Annotated in this window: 18 protein-coding genes; 4 read left to right on the top strand and 14 right to left on the bottom strand. The window is 37.6% G+C overall.

The features are described 5' to 3' along the window. Positions 1-16 precede the first annotated feature (16 nt). The 4 genes from AC27FM_RS01845 to AC27FM_RS01860 form a co-directional block, all read right to left on the bottom strand. Entirely contained in the window at positions 17-868 is an 852-nt protein-coding gene (locus tag AC27FM_RS01845; RefSeq protein WP_487085623.1) for a Cof-type HAD-IIB family hydrolase, read from the bottom strand. Between the two features lie 74 nt (positions 869-942). Further along, complete coding sequence (aroA, locus tag AC27FM_RS01850) at positions 943-2,253, bottom strand: 3-phosphoshikimate 1-carboxyvinyltransferase (RefSeq protein ID WP_487086066.1); 1,311 nt, start codon at positions 2,251-2,253, stop codon at positions 943-945. 222 nt (positions 2,254-2,475) lie between these two features. Continuing rightward, the gene (locus tag AC27FM_RS01855) at positions 2,476-3,810 is read right to left on the bottom strand and encodes a M20 family metallopeptidase (protein WP_487085624.1); all 1,335 of its coding nucleotides are present in this window, start codon (positions 3,808-3,810) and stop codon (positions 2,476-2,478) included. 37 nt (positions 3,811-3,847) lie between these two features. Beyond that, complete coding sequence (locus AC27FM_RS01860) at positions 3,848-5,350, bottom strand: YfcC family protein (protein ID WP_487085625.1); 1,503 nt, start codon at positions 5,348-5,350, stop codon at positions 3,848-3,850. A 189-nt stretch (positions 5,351-5,539) separates the two neighbouring features. Between AC27FM_RS01860 and AC27FM_RS01865 the strand changes: the two genes are divergently transcribed. Beyond that, a complete protein-coding gene (locus tag AC27FM_RS01865) occupies positions 5,540-6,085 on the top strand; it encodes a hypothetical protein (protein WP_487085626.1) in 546 nt (181 codons plus the stop codon). Between the two features lie 408 nt (positions 6,086-6,493). Here the strand turns inward: AC27FM_RS01865 and AC27FM_RS01870 are convergent, their stop codons facing one another. The 3 genes from AC27FM_RS01870 to AC27FM_RS01880 all read right to left on the bottom strand — a co-directional run bounded on the left by AC27FM_RS01870 (position 6,494) and on the right by AC27FM_RS01880 (position 8,776). Next, positions 6,494-7,870, bottom strand: a complete 1,377-nt coding sequence (locus AC27FM_RS01870) for a DUF4097 family beta strand repeat-containing protein (RefSeq protein ID WP_487085627.1) — start codon at positions 7,868-7,870, stop codon at positions 6,494-6,496. Position 7,871: 1 nt separating this feature from the next. Continuing rightward, a complete protein-coding gene (locus AC27FM_RS01875) occupies positions 7,872-8,213 on the bottom strand; it encodes a PadR family transcriptional regulator (RefSeq protein ID WP_487085628.1) in 342 nt (113 codons plus the stop codon). An 86-nt stretch (positions 8,214-8,299) separates the two neighbouring features. Further along, complete coding sequence (locus AC27FM_RS01880; protein WP_487085629.1) at positions 8,300-8,776, bottom strand: GNAT family N-acetyltransferase; 477 nt, start codon at positions 8,774-8,776, stop codon at positions 8,300-8,302. Between the two features lie 125 nt (positions 8,777-8,901). On the opposite strand from AC27FM_RS01880, the gene AC27FM_RS01885 reads away from it, so the two are divergent. The 3 genes from AC27FM_RS01885 (at position 8,902) to AC27FM_RS01895 (ending at position 12,352) form a co-directional block, all read left to right on the top strand. Beyond that, the gene (locus AC27FM_RS01885; protein WP_487085630.1) at positions 8,902-9,186 is read left to right on the top strand and encodes a hypothetical protein; all 285 of its coding nucleotides are present in this window, start codon (positions 8,902-8,904) and stop codon (positions 9,184-9,186) included. 319 nt (positions 9,187-9,505) lie between these two features. After that, on the top strand, positions 9,506-10,729 hold the full coding sequence (locus AC27FM_RS01890) for a cation:proton antiporter (protein ID WP_487085631.1): 1,224 nt from the start codon (positions 9,506-9,508) through the stop codon (positions 10,727-10,729). A 30-nt stretch (positions 10,730-10,759) separates the two neighbouring features. Next, positions 10,760-12,352, top strand: coding sequence for an L-lactate permease (locus AC27FM_RS01895; RefSeq protein WP_487085632.1), 1,593 nt, complete (start codon positions 10,760-10,762; stop codon positions 12,350-12,352). Positions 12,353-12,410: 58 nt separating this feature from the next. On the opposite strand, the gene AC27FM_RS01900 is transcribed toward AC27FM_RS01895, so the two are convergent. The 7 genes from AC27FM_RS01900 to tyrS all read right to left on the bottom strand — a co-directional run bounded on the left by AC27FM_RS01900 (position 12,411) and on the right by tyrS (position 19,971). After that, positions 12,411-13,433: a quinone-dependent dihydroorotate dehydrogenase gene (locus AC27FM_RS01900; protein ID WP_487085633.1), complete on the bottom strand. Its 1,023-nt coding sequence runs from the start codon at positions 13,431-13,433 to the stop codon at positions 12,411-12,413. After that, positions 13,433-14,071, bottom strand: coding sequence for an orotate phosphoribosyltransferase (gene pyrE / locus AC27FM_RS01905; protein WP_487085634.1), 639 nt, complete (start codon positions 14,069-14,071; stop codon positions 13,433-13,435). The genes AC27FM_RS01900 and pyrE overlap by 1 nt, the downstream gene beginning before the upstream one ends. Continuing rightward, on the bottom strand, positions 14,071-14,763 hold the full coding sequence (gene pyrF, locus AC27FM_RS01910) for an orotidine-5'-phosphate decarboxylase (protein WP_487085635.1): 693 nt from the start codon (positions 14,761-14,763) through the stop codon (positions 14,071-14,073). The genes pyrE and pyrF overlap by 1 nt, the downstream gene beginning before the upstream one ends. Before the next feature lie 17 nt (positions 14,764-14,780). Continuing rightward, positions 14,781-16,061 (bottom strand): dihydroorotase, encoded by a 1,281-nt coding sequence (locus AC27FM_RS01915; protein WP_487085636.1) that lies wholly within the window; start codon positions 16,059-16,061, stop codon positions 14,781-14,783. Further along, entirely contained in the window at positions 16,018-16,959 is a 942-nt protein-coding gene (locus AC27FM_RS01920; RefSeq protein ID WP_487085637.1) for an aspartate carbamoyltransferase catalytic subunit, read from the bottom strand. The genes AC27FM_RS01915 and AC27FM_RS01920 overlap by 44 nt, the downstream gene beginning before the upstream one ends. A 312-nt stretch (positions 16,960-17,271) precedes the next feature. Further along, a complete protein-coding gene (locus AC27FM_RS01925) occupies positions 17,272-18,702 on the bottom strand; it encodes a Na+/H+ antiporter NhaC family protein (RefSeq protein WP_487085638.1) in 1,431 nt (476 codons plus the stop codon). A 24-nt stretch (positions 18,703-18,726) separates the two neighbouring features. After that, positions 18,727-19,971: a tyrosine--tRNA ligase gene (tyrS, locus tag AC27FM_RS01930; protein ID WP_487085639.1), complete on the bottom strand. Its 1,245-nt coding sequence runs from the start codon at positions 19,969-19,971 to the stop codon at positions 18,727-18,729. Between the last annotated feature and the right edge of the window lie 186 nt (positions 19,972-20,157).

The following is a 20,157-nucleotide window of genomic DNA, read 5'->3' on the forward strand; positions in this document are numbered from 1 at the left end:
ACACAAATAAATACAATTAGTAATCTGGCTTGCTATTACCACTATTACTGTCAAATTCACCTCTTAAAACTCGATCGATCATATCTGCAACACCATCTTGATTGTTGGTTTTAGTTACCTTCCAAGCAACATCTTTGATCTTTTCGATGGCATTGTCCATCGCAACACCATACCCTACCTCACGAATCATATCCAAGTCATTACCATAGTCGCCAAAACACATAAATTGTGAGATCGGAATCTGTTCTAGCTCTGATATTCTCTGTAGCGCTGACAGTTTGGTTATATCTTGCGCATTGATCTCAAAATAATCACTTCCCGAACGACTGATCGTAACTGGTAGCGAGGTAAAGGATTCTAATTTCTTTCTCAACTCCATCAAACGATTAGGTGTCGTGCTGAAGCATATCTTATAGATTTCAAAGTCTGGATCATCATTTTTTTTACGCAATTCATCGATTGAATTGGCGTGTAGATTATGCCGACTACTACCCTCAAAGTAAGTAGTCCAGATTTTAGTGGGGTCATAGACTTGCGTGTAATTTAATCCATCTAAGACGATTTTGAACTTACTGAATTCCGAACGCTTCAGTATCTCCTCAACAACTTCATGCGACAGCGGTTCATTGACAACAGTTTCCCCCTGACTATTGACAACGACAGCCCCATTGAGTACGACTTTATACCCCGATGTTTTCAAATCATCTTTAAAATACTTATTAACTGAATGTAGAGTTCTACCTGAACAGATTGCAAAAATTAATCCTGAATCAACTGCTCTACGAACTGCATTGATATTTTCTTCAGAAATTTGACTATAACTATTTAGTAAAGTCCCATCCAGATCAGTTCCAATAAATTTGATCATATAGTTTAGTAACCCCTTACACAATTTGTTACATTTATCATACGTCAATGAAACAAAAAAAAGAAGCATAAAACTTATGCTTCCACCAATACCTTCTTCATGTCTGAAATGAAATCTGGGTATGAAATATCAATCGCTTCGATGTTTTTTATTTGAAACGGCGAATCAGTAATATTAGATGCTACGCAAAGCATCATCGCGATGCGATGGTCATTATGGCTATCAACATCGTCTTTAACCCGAATCTCTTGTCCACCTTTAATAACGATAGAATCATCGTTTACGTCCATAACGATGCCCAATTTTGCTAATTCTACCCGCATGTTCTTGATGCGATCACTGATCTGTAAGTGAACATCGTGAATATCCTCAATAACCGTATTGCCACTAGCTTGAGACGCCATTAGTGCAATAATCGGGATTTCATCAATAATAAACGGAACTTGTTTAGCCTTGATCGTCGTACCGTGCAACGGCTGACTCTTAATGAACAAATCCCCATATGGTTCAACGCTATTTTTGGAATGATTGACAGTCTCTATGTGAGCCCCCATCTGCTTAACGACATCCAATAGACCTGTTCTAGTTGAATTAAGTCCCACATTGTGGAGTGTCAGGTTACTTCCCTCTGATAATAGTGCTCCGGCAATGTACGAGGCTGCTGAAGAAAAATCACCAGGTATTGTAAAGTTTTGACCGGTCAAATTAGTATTCTCAGGATTGATAACAATCGTATCTGGATTGGTCACAATATCAGCGCCGAAATAATTTGCTAAAAGTTCCGTATGATCACGAGTTGGCATTTTACGAATTATTTCTGTTTTTGAATCCGCATATAGACTAGCAAAAATCAATCCGCTTTTGATTTGAGCACTGGCGATATCTTGTTGATATGTGATGCCTTTAAGATGTGTCGAACCTGTAATTTGTAGCGGTAGATAATTATCCGACAATCTAGTTAGGTCAGCTCCCATGTCCGTCAACAATAAGGACAAGTTATCCGATGGGCGTTTACTTAAAAAATCTCCACCGTCGAGGGTATACGTATCTGGTAAAGTAGCAAGCATTCCCATGATCAAACTTTGTAGCTCACCAACATTACTCAAATTTAGCCTATGGCTGATTGGCTCAAAATGGTGATCTGAGCCTTTAATAATCATGTCCTTTGTAGTTGATTCAACATGCATTTTTACGCCCATAGATTGGAATAATTTAACAGTCGTCGTAAGATCTTCAGAAAAAGAAAAGTTACTGATCTGTGTAACTCCCTTCGCTAATGATCCTAAAATGATAGCTCGGTGAGCGATACTTTTATCTCCGGGAACAGTCATGTCACCTTCGAATCTATATTTTTTTGGCTGTGTATTAAAATTGAATATAAAAATTCACCCGCAAGCTAATCTTGCAATTTCCTTTCTTGACAAATGAATAGACATTTTGAAAAATCCAACGTTTTCTCTTACCTTTAAATTAACCAATTTATCAGTATAAAACAAATTTTATGACTTGAACATAAATACAAAACAAAAAAAGAACCGCCAAAGCGGTCCTAATTTCTAATTATAAATTATTTTATAATACTCTGAACAACATTACAAAATTTAATATTAAACACAGAGGCGATAGACTGCTTCAGCAATGATCTCCATTGCTTTACGCATATCAGCTTCGCTCCAATGTTCATTTGCTTGATGCATGAAGTCAGGCGTAGTTGGTAGCATTGCTCCATAGGCTACACAATTGTTCATTGTTCTAGCAAATGTTGCACCACCTGAAATAGCTGGTTTAGATTCAGTATCACCAGTTACATCTTGATATGCAGACATCAATGTCTTAACTAAATCTGTGTCTGTTGGTACATACAATGGTCCAACATAATCGAAGTCTTCATACTTCATATCAAAAGGTTTCACAGCATCTGAAACTTTTTGAATGAGTTCATCGTGATCGACCTTAACAGGGATTCTCATATCAATTTGTAGACGTGATTCTTCTGGACTAATTTCCAAACTTGAAATATTAAACGTCAATTTTCCTGATACGTCATCAGAAATATCACCTAACAAGTTTGTTGCATTAGCATCTTCACCAAATTGTTTCAAGAACTTGAGCACTTGAATATCTGGGAATACATCAGCAAGAGCCATACCTAATCTTACAACTGCATTAGTACCCTTTGGTGCGTTCATTGCATGAACAGAGTTACCGTGAACTTCGATACCACCGTCAACGCTGTCAGCATCAAATTTGTGAGCCTTGAGTGCAGCCATTACTTCGTCTTGTTTAGGGCCATCATAGACAGCCTTACCAGGAACGGCATTGAATGAATTGACTAGCTTGAGATTCAATTCATCAGAGCCGGGACCTATTAGATATGATTGTTGTAATCCTTTTTCGGCATATGTTAATGGGAACTCTGAATCAGGAGCAATACCCATATCAATAGGTGCTTCCTTCTTCTCATACTGAGCCATACATCTCCAGAGTGTCTCTTCATCAGTACCAAAAATAAAACGAATTTTTTTATTGAAGGTATATCCAGCGTCCATGATTGCCTTTACAGCAAACATTGAAGCAACACTAGGACCCTTGTCATCTTGAGTACCACGACCGTACAATTGACCGTCTTTTTCAACCATCTTAAATGGCTCTGTATTCCAAGCATCAAGATTTCCAGCAGGGACTACATCCATGTGGCAAACTAATCCAAAGATTTCTTTGCCTTCACCGATATCAGCATATCCATAGTATCCTTCAGGATCTTCAAAGGTCTTGAAGCCGATTGATTCAGCAACTTCTAGGACAGTGTCCAATGCTTTCTTAGGTCCAGGTCCAAAAGGCGCATTCTCTTCAGCGTCTTCACAATACGATGGAACAGCGATGACCTTGCCTAGTTCCTTGATTGCATCTTCTTGAACCTTATCTGTGATAAATGTTTCCATTTTGAAACCTCCTTCAAATTTTTGAATCCAAAACTCTCTACAACATCGAAACGATAACTAGGTATGCCGCTATTACGACAAACAGTATGGCTATCAGCTTCCACATGTACTTCCACCATGTAACGATATCAACGTGTCCAATTGCTAGGGCACCCATAACGATACCTGATGTAGGTGTGATCAAGTTAACTAGTCCAGATGCAGCTTGATAAGCTGTGATAACTAATGATCCGTCAACACCTGAGAACTTACCTAATGGTCCCATGATACCCATTGTAGCAGCAGCTAGTCCGGATGTTGATGGGATCAAGAATGACATTGGTATGTAGAAAATATAAGTTAAGACGATAAATATACCTGATGATAGATTCTGAAGTCCTGTTTCACCAGCATGCAATACAGTAGCTGTGATGTAACCATTGTTCATGATAACTTGGATACCACGAGCAACAGCAACGATGATAGCAACACTCATAAATTCGCTCATACCTTCCATGAAGGCAACGATATAATCTGATTCTTTCATACGGAAAACAAACATGATAATAACTGACATCATGAAGAATAATGTTGTGATTTCTGTAAAGTACCATGTACCTAGTGGTGCGAAGTCTTGTCCAATAAATGCACCTAAGAATGGAATCTTAACGAACCACTTTGTAAAGTCTTCGAAGAATGTCCAGCTTGCATTCAAACTAGTCCAAGGAATCAATCCTAGGATCATGATTACGAATGTCAAAGCGAATAGCCATAGAACACCCTTTTGTTTACCAGATAACTTGTCATCGATCGACTTGTCAGCAGTTGAGAATTCTTCCAAGTCTTTTTGACGACGCTCAAACACATACGAACTACTTGGATCCTTCTTAACCTTGTCCGCATAGCGCATAACATAAATAATACTAATTGCAGTAGTAATAATTAATAAGATAAAACGTGATCCTAATCCATCACCAGGTGAGATATTAATTGTTTGAGAAGCAACACCTGTAGCGAATGGGTTAACCGTTGATGCCAAACATCCGATCTGTGATCCAATCAAGGCCAGTGAAATAGCAGTAATCGTATCATACCCAACACTGATCATAACTGGTATCAAAATTGGGTAAAACGCAATTGTTTCTTCACCCATACCATATGTGGATCCACCAATAGCAAATAATGTCATTAAAATTGGAATAAGAGCTTTTTCTTTACCAGCGTTTTTACGAACAACTGTAGCAATACCATCGTCCAACGCACGCGTCTTATTAACAACCCCTAGGAATCCACCAATAACTAAAATAAATAGTGATACAGAGATAGAGCCTTCGGTTAAATCAGTACCTACCATACCATTGATAGGTGCTAAGAATACGTCCCATAAACCTTGAGGACTACTTGCACGTGATTTATACGTACCAGCAATAATATTTCCCGCTTTACTTGTTGCATATTCACCAGCTGGAATTAACCAAGTTAGTATGGCAACTAAAATAATTAAGAAAAATAAAATCGTGTACGCCGAAGGCATTTTAAATTTCTTTACCTTTTTTTCCATATTGTACCCTCCCTATACTTGTTCTCCCTAAAGCATATACAATAAATTAAGCGATTACAACGGTTTTAAAAGTAATTTTTTCATAATAATTATTGTTTTTTTCTTTCAATATAAATATGAAATTAATTCTTATTGTGAAAACGATTGCAAACAGCTACAATGGGTGTATTAAAAAATATGGGTGGTAGAATGGACAGCACGATTAAATTTGGTAAAGAAATAAACCATGGTCCTCTAATTAAAAGTATTTTAATAAGTCTACTAGTTGGATGTGGTGGTTCTTTAATTAATTTCAAAACTGGACTGACAATCTTTTTAATAATCTTATTGATCATGCTTTTTGTGTATTATCCTAGTTATTTGCCCTTTTTGTATAGTTATTGGACACTTGAGGAACATGGTATTTCATATTATGATATGAGCTCTTATCGACTCAAGCTAAAAATGATTTTTAAGGGCCAAGAAGCTGATCACCAATTCGTAAGTTACTCGGAAATCAATGATTTTAAGATAATTTCTTCCGATAAGTCGTATTCTTTAGCAGATATTTCTGTTTTTAAAAATCAAAAACAACCAATTTTTACTTGGTTACGTAAACCTACTGATTTAGTTTTGAAATTAAAAAATACCGAAATAAAATTAGACGTGTCATGGGATCAATTGCATGACAATAAAAATCTCAAGCCTCGCTTGATGAATGCAATGAGTTTTTTGGGGAACAAGGTTCAATTATAGACCGATTGCTTCTACTATAATGCCAGTGATTACTAATCTGATTTTAATATAGTCTTAACTTGTTACCCTAAGCTAACAAACAATATATTTTATTTTTATTTAGTTGACTTTTAATAAGATTCATCAATAAATAATTAACTTGAAAATGACAGATGGAAAACGGAATATTGTCCAAAGTGTTTTAATCTAAAAACAGACGCTAAATACACGTTGTTTTCAAGCTTATTTTTTTTACAATTTTTTTAGTAGGTCAATTTCTTGGTAACAAAACTTCTACGTAATAATTAATTAACTACCTATAAAGATTCATTGACTGCAATATAATTAATAGTTAATAAAAATAACCCCACTTATTAAATCAAAAAAGTGAGGTTATTTGATACTGGAAATAAATTTAAAACATCAGTTTTAATAAATTCTGATCGTACCGGATGTGGCCTTGCCTCTAACAGTGTATAGAGCACTAGATCCAATATGGCCATCTTTGAAGTCTATCGTGTCATGCTCAAAAATGGCCTCTTGTGGAGCTTTGACTATGCCATTCTTAGCCTGAAGATCAAATTTATAATTAGTTGGAATCATACGCAATTTTATCGTTCCGCTATGTGACGAGACATTCAAATCTCCCAGTAAATCATCGATACTAAGCGAAATCGTACCTGAATGACTAGAAATATCACCACTACCACTCAATCCTTCGCCTCGGACAGAGCCACTGTGAGCATCAATGTCGAATTCAGTTCCCAAGACATCGTTGATTTTGATTGAACCACTGTGTGCGGACAATTCTAAAGCGCCATTAGCTCTAACCGAATCAAGTTTTACTTTACCTGATTGATTTCTGACTGACAAATTCTCCACTAAAATGTTGTTAAAGTATCCATTACCACTATTGATAGTAGTTTTGATAGTCTCTAAGCCACTGATACCTGTAACATACAGATTGCCAGCTAGATTAGAGATTCTTAAATTACCAACGAATTTTTGCGGTATCAACACTTGAGTTCTGACGGTCAAATGCAAAAATTTGGGATAGCGGCCTTGAACGATATTCAATGTACCATTATGAACTTTGGTTTTAGCGAAGTATTCTGGATTGTTACGTGACATGTACTCTCTCAAAATAATTTTTTCGCCATCGACTGGTAACACTCGCACTGTTGCATAATTGTAATTTACATCCAATCGTTCCACTTCAGTGATATCAAAAGATTGTTCATTAGCTAAATCTAATGTTTCTACATAAACTTCTGTATCAACATTGTGATCGAACTGTTCATCGAATTGAGAAAAGGTCTCATGAACATTGTTGGTATTTTGATTAAAGTTTATTCCCCGTCCATCGATCGTCATGTTTCCTAATTTAACGCCGTTACCATCTGCTCGAAAGATTTGACCATTGCCAATGGATACTCCGTTACCGTCAACTCTAAATGAGTTTCCTTTATTCACAAAGATTCCATTTTTATCTATTTTTAATTTTTCACCGTCATCAACCGTAATACCTGATTGATTAATATCGATGTGATGACCATCGTCATGTTCCTCTTCATAGGTACTATCCTGAATGACTTCATCAATCAGATCATTAATATCTCCGAACTCATCAAACGCTTCTTGAACTGCCGTTTCAGCTGATTTACCTTCAGTCATTTTATCTTCAGCTGAAGCAATCAAGTCTGACTTGAGTTCTTCAGCTAACTCATGAATATCTGGAGTATGAGGGTAATCCTCAAATATCTCCGACAATTGTTTTTTTACTAATTCCGCAATTTTTTCATTCATATTAGTCAATCCTTCCGAGAATTAAATCATCGATTACGTGTTTGGCAAAATTCCATTCCTTGACATTAGTCTTCAGTGTCTCCATGCCCTGCTCTGTGATCTTGTAATACTTACGTCGTCCACCTTGGCTTTCGTCACCCCAATAACTCTGAATGTCACCGTTCTTTTCTAGTCTTCTAAAAACTGTATACAACGTCGCTTCGTTCAATTCATAGGTATCATGACTTAATTTTTTAATAATTTTGGAAATCTCATAACCGTAACTGTCACTTTGACTGAGGATATTAAGGACAATCGTGGTAGTGTGTCCACGTATGATATCTTTTGAAATTATAGGTTTCATTCACCGTCTTCCTTTCGTAATAATAATTTATCACGTATTACTATGTGTGTCAAAGTAATTAATTCAAAACAGTAAATTTCTTTTTACTATTTCAATGTCATCGTCAATCTGACCATGTCTCTTAGCACGAAACCGTTGGTGGTCAGATACTTTTCGATGATATTTTTAGGATAATTATTCACGAAGAAATCACGATCGATCCACTTCATTCGAAAACCAACTTTTTGATAGACATGTAGTTGTTGATACGAATTGCTTCCAGTTCCGATTTCCAAAGTTGTATAACCAGCGGTTTTTGCGCTAGTGATCATTTTTTTCAAGATCAACGTTCCGATACCTAAATTCTGTTGCTCTGGAGCGACTGCGATATTTACTATCTCCAAAGTTTCCGGTCTAGTTGGCAACAAGGCTACTATCCCGACTAGTTTATCGACATTGATAACCTCAAAGACGGTCGCACGATTGATATAATCATCTACTATTTTCTTGTATGGATCGGCATCCAGCAACAGCTTATAATCCTCGTCACTTATTTCTTCGACTTGTACATATTCAAGATTCATCTTACTTCTCCCCAATATTTGAAATTTTATCTAAAAACATTACGTTTATTAACTAAACTACTCTATTATAGTAAATGATATTGTATACAAATAAAAATATAGAAATCGCTTTTGGGGGTAATGATTTGAAAGAATTTATGAACTTTTTCGATTGGTATACGAATTACTTTATTGAAATCAACACGGCACCAGAAAATCTCGTCGATCCTAGAGAAATCAAGGGTATCGAAAAATTAGGAAAAATCTCTGCTAACTCCAATCTTGATGCTTGGCATCTTAAGTCCAAAATGGAGGAAGAAGATCTTCGACGTCACTTGTCAGAAATTGTCGCCGCCGAGACAAATATCGAACCTGAGACCGAAATAACCATCACAAAAGGTATTGACGGTGGTCCATTACAAATGTTATAGCAATAAATATGCCAAAAACGCCATCAAAAAATTTTTTTTGATGGTGTTTTTTTAATTTAAAGTTTGTGAAAATAAATACTTGGCGGTATTTCAATAATAGTTAGATATTTAAGTGATTGGAAAAATTAGAAAATTATTGTGAATTATATTTGCGCTTACATTCCTGATACTTCACAGTTTTCACAATAAATGTAATGTGTTAATATAAAAAAACACAGATAATGCATTCATCGGTTGTTAACAGCTTCAAAGTATTTCTCCCCAACTCAATAGCTAGGAAGATTTAGTTTGAGGCCTATTTTTTTGGAGGTTATTTATTATGCAATTTTTGGGTATCTTAGTTTTAATCTTACTCACAACAACCCTTGTTGGACATTATTCTTCACGTATGGGAATTCCTAGCGTAATCGGTCAGCTTCTCGTTGGGATAGTCCTTGGTCCTGCCCTGTTAAATTGGGTACAGCCAAATGAGTTCATCCATTTCTTTTCGGAAATAGGCGTGATCATACTGATGTTCATCGCTGGAATCGAAAGTGATTTGAATCTACTTAAAAAATATTTGAAACCTAGTTTTTTAGTAGCAATTATTGGAGTTATCGTTCCGATGGCAATGATTTATGCAATCGGTGTCGCCTACCAGATGACAAGTTCTGAGAGCCTTTTCTTGAGTGTTATTTTCGCCGCAACATCAGTTTCGATCTCTGTCGCCGTCCTCAAAGAATTGAACGTCTTACAAGGAAAGGCAGGCGCAACAATTCTCGGTGCGGCCGTAGTCGATGACATACTTGCCGTAATCATCTTGAGTGTCATGGTCAGCTTGATTGGCACAGGCAGTGGGAACAGTTCATCCCTCGTCTTAACCTTTGGCGGGCAGGCTTTGTTCTTCGTCTCTATTTATTTTGTAGTCAAGTTCTTAGCGCCGATCATGGCTAAATTGGGAGAAAATTTATTCGTGCCCGTAGGTCCCACTTTAATGGCAATGATTTTGTGCTTTGGAATGGCCTATCTAGCAGATCTATTAGGTCTAAGTTCAGTAGTCGGTGCTTTCTTCGCTGGAATCGCTATTTCTCAGACTAGCGTTAAGGACGAAGTCGATCGCAGCATTGAACCGATCGGTTTCGCAATCTTCATCCCTGTATTCTTCGTAAGCATTGGTCTAAATATGAAGCTCACCGGTTTAGGTAGTCATATCGGCTTCATAACCATACTCACATTAGCCGCAGTAATTTCCAAATTATTCGGTGCAGGTATCGGTGCTAAAATTTCCGACTTTTCATTTTCCGAATCATACATGGTCGGAGCCGGCATGGTATCTCGTGGTGAGATGGCACTGATAATCGCACAAATCGGTTACCAATCCAAATTGATATCTTCAACCTATTATTCAGCTATCATCACCGCAGTAATCCTAACCACATTACTGGCACCATTCTTATTAAAACACGCGGCCAAAATGGCCCCTATATCGAGTTTAGAAGTTAATTCTGGAGATATTGACTTTGAGAGGGAAAACCAGTTTATTACTTCTAACTTATACGACTGAAATACAGACTGACTAACGGAGGAACTATTTATGATACTTGTTGCACTATCAGCCGTAATTCTACCAATGATTTTATTAGGTGTCTTGAACCTACCTGCCACAAAAGGAATGTCAATAAGTGCTGTCGTAGTTATGATTCTCGGCGCAACCTTTTGGAAAATGGACATCAATATCTTACTAGCATCGATTTTACAAGCCATCCATAAAGCACTACCTATCATTTGGATCTTGTTTGGTGCCTTAGTGATGCTACGCACTTTAGAACACACTGGAGCGATTACTAGAATCAATATCGGCTTCGAAAAACTTTCTTCTGACATGCGTGTACAAACCGTCCTGATTGCCTATTTATTTGGGGCATTGATCGAAGGAGTCTCTGGTTTCGGAACTCCCGCCATGGTTACAGCACCACTATTGATCGCACTAGGATTTTCACCAATTGCCTCTGTCACACTTGCCTTAGTAGCCGATTCAGCACCCGCTGCATTTGGAGCAGTTGGTACACCACTTACAGTTGGCTTGAGTAACGTAAATGATAATCCAGAATTTTTAAATTCTGTTGGTCAAAGTCTGACTAGAATCGATTTGTTCGCCGGATCACTCATGCCCACGATGTTAGTATTCCTATTAGCGTTTTTATTCGGTAAAAATAAACAAACGCGACTAAAGAGCTGGCTTGATTTTTTACCGTGGACATTGTTTATCGGTATTTTTTATAGCTCAATCGCTTTATTATCAGCCATGTTTGTCGGCTATGAATTTGTTTCGATCCTATCACCATTTGTCACGATCATCGTCGCAATAATTACTATTAGAATAAAGTTCTTAGTACCAAAATCCAGTTTTACCACTCCTTGGACGATGCGACTAAAATCTAACAAAAATGAAGAAACTTCTGATATGTCACTAGTTAAAGCGTGGTCACCATATATTATTGTTGTATTTTTACTGTTGCTATCTAGAGTTATTGCACCTCTAAAAACATTCTTAACAACATTTTTGAATTTATCATGGAAAAATATCATGGGAATCAAAGGGTTAAATTCTGATTGGGAATTCCTATACTCACCCGGAACATTACTAACAGTTGCCGTGATCATTGGTCTATTGATCCAAGTTAAGTCACTTCAGAGCCTTATACCAACTGGGATCAATGTGATCAAGTCGATGAAGTCGACCGCTATCGCCTTGATCGTCACTCTGATAATGGTACAAGTCTTTACTAACTCAAACTATAATAGTGCCGACCTCGAAAGTATGCCGATGTTTATCGCCAGTTTTATCTCCAAATACTTCTCAGCTGGTTGGATCTTCATTGCACCATTCTTAGGGGCACTGGGTGCATTCGTTACTGGAAGTGCCACGGTTTCAACACTTACCTTCGGTCAAATCCAATCAGACATTGCTAACAATGCACACATATCACAACAAATTGTTTTATCAGCCCAACTGATCGGTGCTGCAGCCGGTAATATGATCTGCGTCCATAATATTGTTGCCGTTAGTTCATTAGTCGGTATGAATGGACAAGAAGGAAATATCCTCCGTAAGACATTAGCTCCATCACTGCTATACTGCCTATTAGTTGGTATTGTTGGATTTGTCTTCCTCACTTTGAATTAAAAAAACTATAACAAAAAGGTTGTGGAAATCCACAACCTTTTTGGATTGAATTAACATTTTATTTTATTCTGGAAACTAATTCTTTTTCCGACAAATATCGATTAATTCGTTCGATCATTGTGGGACCGTTATAAATAAATCCTGTATATACTTCTACCAGTGTAGCCCCTGCTTCAAGGGCTGTTTCAGCATCTTCAGGAGTAAAGACACCACCTGAATAAATTATCGGCATCTCTGGAAATTCACCGTGGATCAACTTTGTCATCGCAATCGATGTCTCAAAAATCGGCTTACCACTTAATCCGCCGTTTTCTTTTTTATCAGCTGAGACTAATTTTTCACGTTTCATGCCACTAGTATTAGTTAAAATAACACCATCTAGTAACCCTTCAACAGTATGTAATGTAGAAAGTAACTCATCTGTATCAATATCATTACCAAATTTACAAAATACAGGTTCTTCAATATTTAATGCTTGAATGCGTGTTAGTAAATCTGTCAATATCTCAACTTGTTGTAATGTGGCAACACCTTTTTGATTAGGACAGCTGATGTTTAGAGCGATGTAATCAGCTTGTTCATGGATTTCTTTAACATCTTCCACTAATTCTGTAACCTTTTGGGCGTCAGTTAATCCATGTCCAGGTGCTAAACTTAGACCGATTTTAACATTAGCTGGATGTGCCTCCAAACGAGCCTTAGTCGTTTCGATACCATCATTGTTCAAACCCATACGATTAATGATTGCGTGATCTTCTGGCAAACGGAAGACACGTTTTTTCTTATTACCAGCCTGTGCTTTTTTAGTTACACTACCAACTTCGACGAAGCCAGCACCTAATGCACCAAGGCTATTGTAGAATTCAGCTTTTTTGTCGAATCCTGCCGCAATTCCAATTGGTGATTCAAAAGTTAAATTTTTGATTTTAACTTGTAAGTTAGGACGTTTTTTTACATAAAACATTTTGCGTAGGATTTCTGATTTATCATTAAACTTCTTCAGTCCGTCAGCAACTAGATGATGATCGACCTCAGGATCAATCTTAAAAATAAGTGGTCTTGCGCATTTATATAAATCCATTATTTACCCCAACTTTCTGGTTCTTGATACCATTGTTTTAATAGTTCCATATCTTCAGCTTCAACGTAGTTTTGTTCTTGAGCTACTTCGATCATGGTTGGATAATTCGTCAACGTTACTAATTTTGTATCAGCATTAGCGAAGTTGGTAGTACTTTCAGGTAAGTTATACGAGAAGATCGCAGCTGTTCCGATAACTTCTGCTCCAGCTTCACGAACAGCATGGACTGCCTTCAAGATACTACCACCGGTAGAAATTAAATCGTCGATCAAAACCACTTTATCGCCTTTTTGACAACGACCTTCAATTTGTCCTTTTTTACCGTGATCTTTAGGTTGTGCACGAACATAGTTTAATGGAAGGTTTAAGATATTTGCGACACCGGTTGAATGAGGAATTCCGGCGGTTGCTACCCCACTGATAACTTCGACTCCTGGATATGTTTCTTTGATCAAATCTGCCAAATCTTTGGCAATTTGTTGGCGGAATTTTGGATAAGCAATTGTCAAACGATTGTCAGTATATATTGGCGCGTTAATCCCGCTCGCCCAGACAAAGGGGCTCTTGGGATTGAGTGTAACTGCCTTTATATCTAATAACTCACTTGCAATATTTTTTGAAACTTCATTTTTATCCATTATTTATCCCACTCTCTACAAATATTTTGATATGAAACATAACTATTGTCAGATTGCGTAATAGGACGACCTACAACGATTCCATCACTACCTAAGACTCTTGCCTTAGCAGGAGTAGCTACACGCTTTTGATCTCCTACCTGTGCTGATTTTGGTCTGATACCTGGAGTAATACATAAGAAATCTTCCCCAGTTGCTTCTTTGATCAGAGGAACTTCGAGGGCTGAAGAAATTACACCATCTGCACCATTGTCGTAAGCTAATTTAGCTAAATGCGTGACGTAATCTTGCGATTGCAAAGGTACTTGCAACTCATTAGCTAATTCAACTTGTCCTAACGATGTTAACTGCGTTACTGCCAATAATTTAGTCTCAGTACCCGCCAGTCCCTCTTTAGCTGCGGCAATCATTTCTGCGCCACCACTTGCGTGAACTGTTAGCATTTGAACATCCCACTTGGCGATCATCTCGCAAGTTCTACGAACTGTGTTGGGGATATCATGCAGTTTGAGATCCAAGAAAATATTATAGCCACGATTTCTCAAACTTCTGACAAATGGATAACCGAATTGACAAAACATTTCTAATCCAATTTTGACAAATAACTCTTCATCCTTGGGGAATTGACTCAAGAACTCGATACATTCAAAATCATCTGCAAAATCTAACGCAATTATTACTGGTTTCTTCATTACTTACTCGTACCTCCTCAAATACTATCTGAATAAACTTCCTCACCGTTTACAAACGTCTGCTTGATTTTAGCAGAGACGCTCCATTCTTTACCCACAAAGGGAGTATTCAAACCCTTAGATAAGAAATCCGTCTGCTTGAAATAATAATCCTGATCTAAATCAATTATCGTAAAGTCAGCTGACTGACCGATTTGAATCTTTCCAGCATCCAAGCCAAAAATCTCAGCTGGTCGGGTAGACATAATAGCTAGTAAACGTTCTAAACTCATTGAACCACTTTCAACAAACAACTGATACATCAATGGGAAGGATGTTTCGATTCCTGTGATACCAAAGGCACTCTTTAAGAAGCCCTTGTTCTTTTCGTCGACAGCGTGTGGTGCATGGTCAGTCGCAATCATATCAATTGTTCCGTCAAGTACGCCTGCGATCAATGCTTCACGGTCTGATTCGCAACGTAATGGTGGGTTCATCTTGAAATTGGCATCATCTGAAATAATATCTGCATCGCTCAGTAGCAAATGGTGTGGCGTAACTTCACAAGTTACGTTGATTCCAGCATCCTTAGCGATTCTGATCAGATTAACGCTGTCTGCCGTAGAAATATGGCAAACATGATAATGGACGCCTGATTCTTTGGCTAAAAGCAAATCACGAGCTAATTGTGAAGTTTCAGCGACGCGTTCGATAGCTGGCAGTCCCAACTTTGTAGCAGTCTTACCAGAATTGATAACGCCTTTATTAAATAAATTTTGATCTTCAACGTGTGCTGCTAGATGACTATTAACTTGCTTGATTCTCAACATTGCGTCATACATGCTCTTAGCATTGTTGATGCCATGTCCATCGTTTGAAAAAGCAAATGCTCCTGCCTTAACAAGATCTTCGATCGGACTAAGTTGATCTGATGTTTCTTCCAATGTGACTGGTGCATATTGTAACGTATGGACGCTAGCTTGTTGGTTCAATTCTATTTGATGTTTGAATTTTTTGATGTCATCAGGTACTGGCGTGACATTGGGCATTGCTCCAACGGTTGTAAAACCACCATGGGCTGCTGCCGCACTTCCAGTTTTGATGGTCTCTTTATGAACTTGTCCAGGTTCTCTAAAATGAACATGAATGTCAACTAATCCCGGAGTAACTAACTTGTGCTCGGCATCAATCGTCTCAAGATTTTCTGGATTCAATTCCTTTGAGATTTTTTTAAACTTACCATCTTCAATCAAAACATCACTATTTATTAATTTATTATCGTAATATAGCTTGGCGTTCTTGATTAACTTCGCTGTCAATTTCTGCTCCTTCAAGTACAGATTCGATCATTGCCATTCTCATGTACACACCGTTTGTCATCTGTGGGAAGATAAATGACTTGTGGCACTCTACTACATCGTCAGCGATTTCTACTCCACGATTAACTGGTGCAGGGTGCATGATCATTGCATCTGGCTTCATCATATCAACACGACGCATGTCTAGTCCATATTCATGGAAATAATCTTCTTTTGAAAAGCTCTTATTTTCTTCTGAACTTAATCTTTCATGTTGAACTCTTAGTAACATTACAACGTCCATCTCGCGGCAGAGGTCATCGACACTCATGTGAGGTCCGATTTCTTGGAACTCATCTGTATACCATGAATCTAATCCACCGAAGCAAACGTCAGCACCTAGTCGAGTTAAGATTTCTGCATTTGAATGTGCTACACGGGAGTGACTTAAATCTCCAATGATTCCGACTTTCAAGCCTTCAAAGTGACCGTAGTGTTCATAAATCGTCATTAAATCTAGTAGTGATTGTGAAGGATGTTGACCAGTTCCGTCGCCACCGTTGATGATGTGAATATTTACGTTGTTGTTGACAAGTTCTTCATAGTATTTGTCTTGACTGTGACGAATAACTGCCACACTAGCACCGATACTTTCAACGGTCTTGACCGTATCGTATAAACTCTCACCTTTAGTTGTTGAAGAAGTCGATGCTTCAAAAGCAATTTCTTTCATTCCTAACTTCATTTCTGCAACTTGAAAACTTGATTTGGTTCTCGTACTGTTTTCGAAGAATAAATTAATAGCAAATTTGTCTTGTCCAATACTTGATTTTTTACCATGTTTAAAATCAATTGCATTCTCGATCAATCCGTATACATCTTCGTTTGAAAGTTGTGACATTGAAAGTATGTGCTTCATTATTTTTTCCTCCAAATAAAAAGGGACACTGTAAGATTCAGTGTCCCAAAGTTGGAGTTCTCTCGTATAACCTTTGGGATCTCACTGGATCCGATTAAAAGTTGTCTTCTTTTATTTTTTCATAATTTTTTATTACGAAAACCATGTGTAACCTTTCAAGCCTCACAGGACTTGCTTAAAAGTTTTCGTTGGAATTACTATATGTTAATTACAAATAATCGTCAAGAAAAATTTTAATTCGCGACAGATAAAAAAATGACCTCTAGCTTGTTATGACAGGCATGGAAGTCACTTTTATTTTATTTTTAATAATTAATTATTAGTATTTAACGCAGGTTTTTTAAAAGAAATTTTTTTACTTTTTGTCTCTGAATCTGTCATGTAACTCTTACCAAATACAAACGCGAAGATAACAGTTAGTAACGGATTCAACCAAACGTAAAAGGCGAATGGGATGAAGGCAAATGGACTTACTCCTAAAATTCCTGAGATAAAAATACCACTAACGCCCCAAGGTACTAATGCGTTGATATCTGCACCACCACTAGCTAAAACACGTGACAAGTATTGAGGTTCAATACCTAATTTTTCAAAGTTACCACGGAAAGTTGTTCCGGGAAGAATGATCGAAATGTATTGTTCACCAACTAGAAAGTTTACACCGATTGCACTAAGCATTGATGCACTGACTAGCTTACCAGGTGTATTGACCTTGTTACTCAACTTACCGATCAAGTTTTCGACAACACCTAATTTTAGTAGGACTCCACCTAATGTCAAGGCCACTAGAATCAATGAGATACTGTCCAACATACTGGAAACACCACCACCACTAACAATAGCATTGATCTGCTTGTCAGAGGAGTGCAATTGGAAGCCGTTCATAATAACATTACTGATTGTCTTGAACGATGTGTGATTGATAAACACGTCCATGATGATAGCGGTCAATGACCCACTCAATAGGGTCGGAATAGCAGGAACTTGCATAATGGCGCATCCAATCAAAACGATGATTGGTAATAACATAACTGGTGATACGAAGAAATTAGCTTGCAATGAGTTAACAATATGATGAACTGAACTCATGTCGACTTGGCCATTAGTGTGGCCGATGAATAAAAAGATAACTGCTGTAATTGCGGCTGAGAGCACGGCGGTATGGGAGATGGTCCTAATATGACTGAAGACATTTTTTACTCCAGCAATACCAGTTGATAAATTAGTCGTTCCAGATAATGGTGACATGTTGTTACCAAATAGTGAGCCTGAAACGATCGAACCAGCTGTTAAAATTGCGTCGATACCCATAACATGTCCGATACCCATGAAGACAATTCCCAAAGTTGAAATCGTTGTAAATGAGCTACCTACAATAACACCGACTAAACAACAACTTACAAAAACTGTAAATAAGAAGAAATGAGGATTAAGAAGCTCTAATCCGTAAACCATGATCGTTGGAATAACACCTGAAATCAGCCATGAAGCAACTAATACGCCGATCATAACAAAAATTATCATTGGAATAATTCCCGGTTTAACTCCAGAAATAATGCCATCTTGTAATTCCGTCCAACTAAAACCACGGAACTTTCCGTAAAATAACAATAATGTAAATGTCAGCAAGATCGGAACTTGTGGGGTCATCCCGAAGCCGATCATCATGGTTCCTAAGATTCCAAACATTACTATCATTACAATTAAACTTTCTAAGGTGCTTAGTCTTTTTTCTGTTTTCATATTTATTCATCGCCCTAATTAAATTTATTTAATCTTGGCTAAGAAGTACTTTTTCTTTCCACGACGGATAACGATGTATTTGCCATCAAATGAATCTTTAGGATCGATCATTGTTGTTGTATCAGTTAGTCTTTCCCCATTGATTCTAATAGCACCGTTTTGAATATCTTCACGTGCTTGACGTTTTGACTTGTCGACATTTGTAGCGATCAATAGATCTACCAAGTTGATTTCATCTGCAGGGATTTCTTCACTTGGTACACCATGAAAGGCTTGTGCGACTTCATCCGTTGTTAAAGCTTGAATTTCGCCTGAGAATAGCACATCAGTAATTTTTTCTGCTGTTTTAAGTGCTTCTTCCCCGTGAACGAATTTAGTAACTTCTTCTGCCAAAGTTCTTTGTGCTTCACGTTTCTCCGGTGCTGTTTTAACTTTTTCAGCTAAATCTGCGATTTCATCTTGTGTTAAGAAAGTAAATTTCTTAAGAAGATTGATTACGTCTTTGTCATCTTGATTGAACCAGAATTGATAGAACTCATAAGGTGATGTCTTCTCAGGATCGAGCCATACAGCACCGCCAGCGGTCTTACCAAACTTAGTACCATCAGCCTTAAGTAGTAATGGAATAGTCAATGCATAGACTTTAGCATCTTGCCCTTCAGCCTTGTGGATCAAATCCAATCCAGCTGTCAAGTTACCCCATTGGTCACCACCACCGACTTGCAATTGAATATCATGTTCACGATAAAGTGTTAAGAAGTCCAATGATTGTAAAATTTGATAAGTAAACTCTGTAAAGGAAATACCAGCTTCGAGACGACTTGAAATAATTTCCTTACCTAGCATTGTATTAACATTGAATAGTTTTCCATAGTCACGTAGAAAATCTAAAATTCCAATTGGAGCAGTCCAGTCATAGTTGTTAACCATTGTGAAATCTGTAAAAATTCTCTTCGCTTGGTTACTTAGAGCCTCAACGTTGTGATTGACTTGTTCCATTGTTTGCATTGGACGTTCAGCTTTTTTACCACTGGGATCACCGATTGAACCAGTAGCTCCACCGATAACGATATAGGGATGGTGCCCCATATTACCAAAACGTTTCAATGTCATGAATGGTAATAAGTGACCAATATGCATTGAATCACCTGTTGGATCCATTCCGCAATAAAGGGAAATGTCTTTTTCGTCGACTAACTTTCTTAAGCCCTCTTCATCAGATTGTTGGTTGATCAGACCACGCCATGAAAGTTCATCAATAATGTTCATGTAAATATCCTCCTATTATTTTGTCCAAGTTATCGGGAATAAAAAAAGCGCCCCTGCAGTTTATGCAGGGACGCTAATTGCGCGGTACCACCCAAATTCAGATAATTAGATTATCTGCTCTTTACTCCTGTAACGTCGGACACGAAATTTCAACTAGGTATTTTATCAAGTTACCCTGCATGACTC

This window comes from Companilactobacillus sp. y65-5 (genome assembly GCF_057541095.1).

Bases quoted from the DNA above. Each gene is read 5' to 3' on its own strand.
- AC27FM_RS01845 (WP_487085623.1), bottom strand. From the start codon at position 868: ATGATCAAATTTATTGGAACTGATCTGGATGGGACTTTACTAAATAGT.
- AC27FM_RS01855 (WP_487085624.1), bottom strand. From the start codon at position 3,810: ATGGAAACATTTATCACAGATAAGGTTCAAGAAGATGCAATCAAGGAA.
- AC27FM_RS01860 (WP_487085625.1), bottom strand. From the start codon at position 5,350: ATGGAAAAAAAGGTAAAGAAATTTAAAATGCCTTCGGCGTACACGATT.
- AC27FM_RS01865 (WP_487085626.1), top strand. From the start codon at position 5,540: ATGGACAGCACGATTAAATTTGGTAAAGAAATAAACCATGGTCCTCTA.
- AC27FM_RS01870 (WP_487085627.1), bottom strand. From the start codon at position 7,870: ATGAATGAAAAAATTGCGGAATTAGTAAAAAAACAATTGTCGGAGATA.
- AC27FM_RS01875 (WP_487085628.1), bottom strand. From the start codon at position 8,213: ATGAAACCTATAATTTCAAAAGATATCATACGTGGACACACTACCACG.
- AC27FM_RS01880 (WP_487085629.1), bottom strand. From the start codon at position 8,776: ATGAATCTTGAATATGTACAAGTCGAAGAAATAAGTGACGAGGATTAT.
- AC27FM_RS01890 (WP_487085631.1), top strand. From the start codon at position 9,506: ATGCAATTTTTGGGTATCTTAGTTTTAATCTTACTCACAACAACCCTT.
- AC27FM_RS01895 (WP_487085632.1), top strand. From the start codon at position 10,760: ATGATACTTGTTGCACTATCAGCCGTAATTCTACCAATGATTTTATTA.
- AC27FM_RS01900 (WP_487085633.1), bottom strand. From the start codon at position 13,433: ATGGATTTATATAAATGCGCAAGACCACTTATTTTTAAGATTGATCCT.
- pyrE (WP_487085634.1), bottom strand. From the start codon at position 14,071: ATGGATAAAAATGAAGTTTCAAAAAATATTGCAAGTGAGTTATTAGAT.
- pyrF (WP_487085635.1), bottom strand. From the start codon at position 14,763: ATGAAGAAACCAGTAATAATTGCGTTAGATTTTGCAGATGATTTTGAA.
- AC27FM_RS01920 (WP_487085637.1), bottom strand. From the start codon at position 16,959: ATGAAGCACATACTTTCAATGTCACAACTTTCAAACGAAGATGTATAC.
- AC27FM_RS01925 (WP_487085638.1), bottom strand. From the start codon at position 18,702: ATGAAAACAGAAAAAAGACTAAGCACCTTAGAAAGTTTAATTGTAATG.
- tyrS (WP_487085639.1), bottom strand. From the start codon at position 19,971: ATGAACATTATTGATGAACTTTCATGGCGTGGTCTGATCAACCAACAA.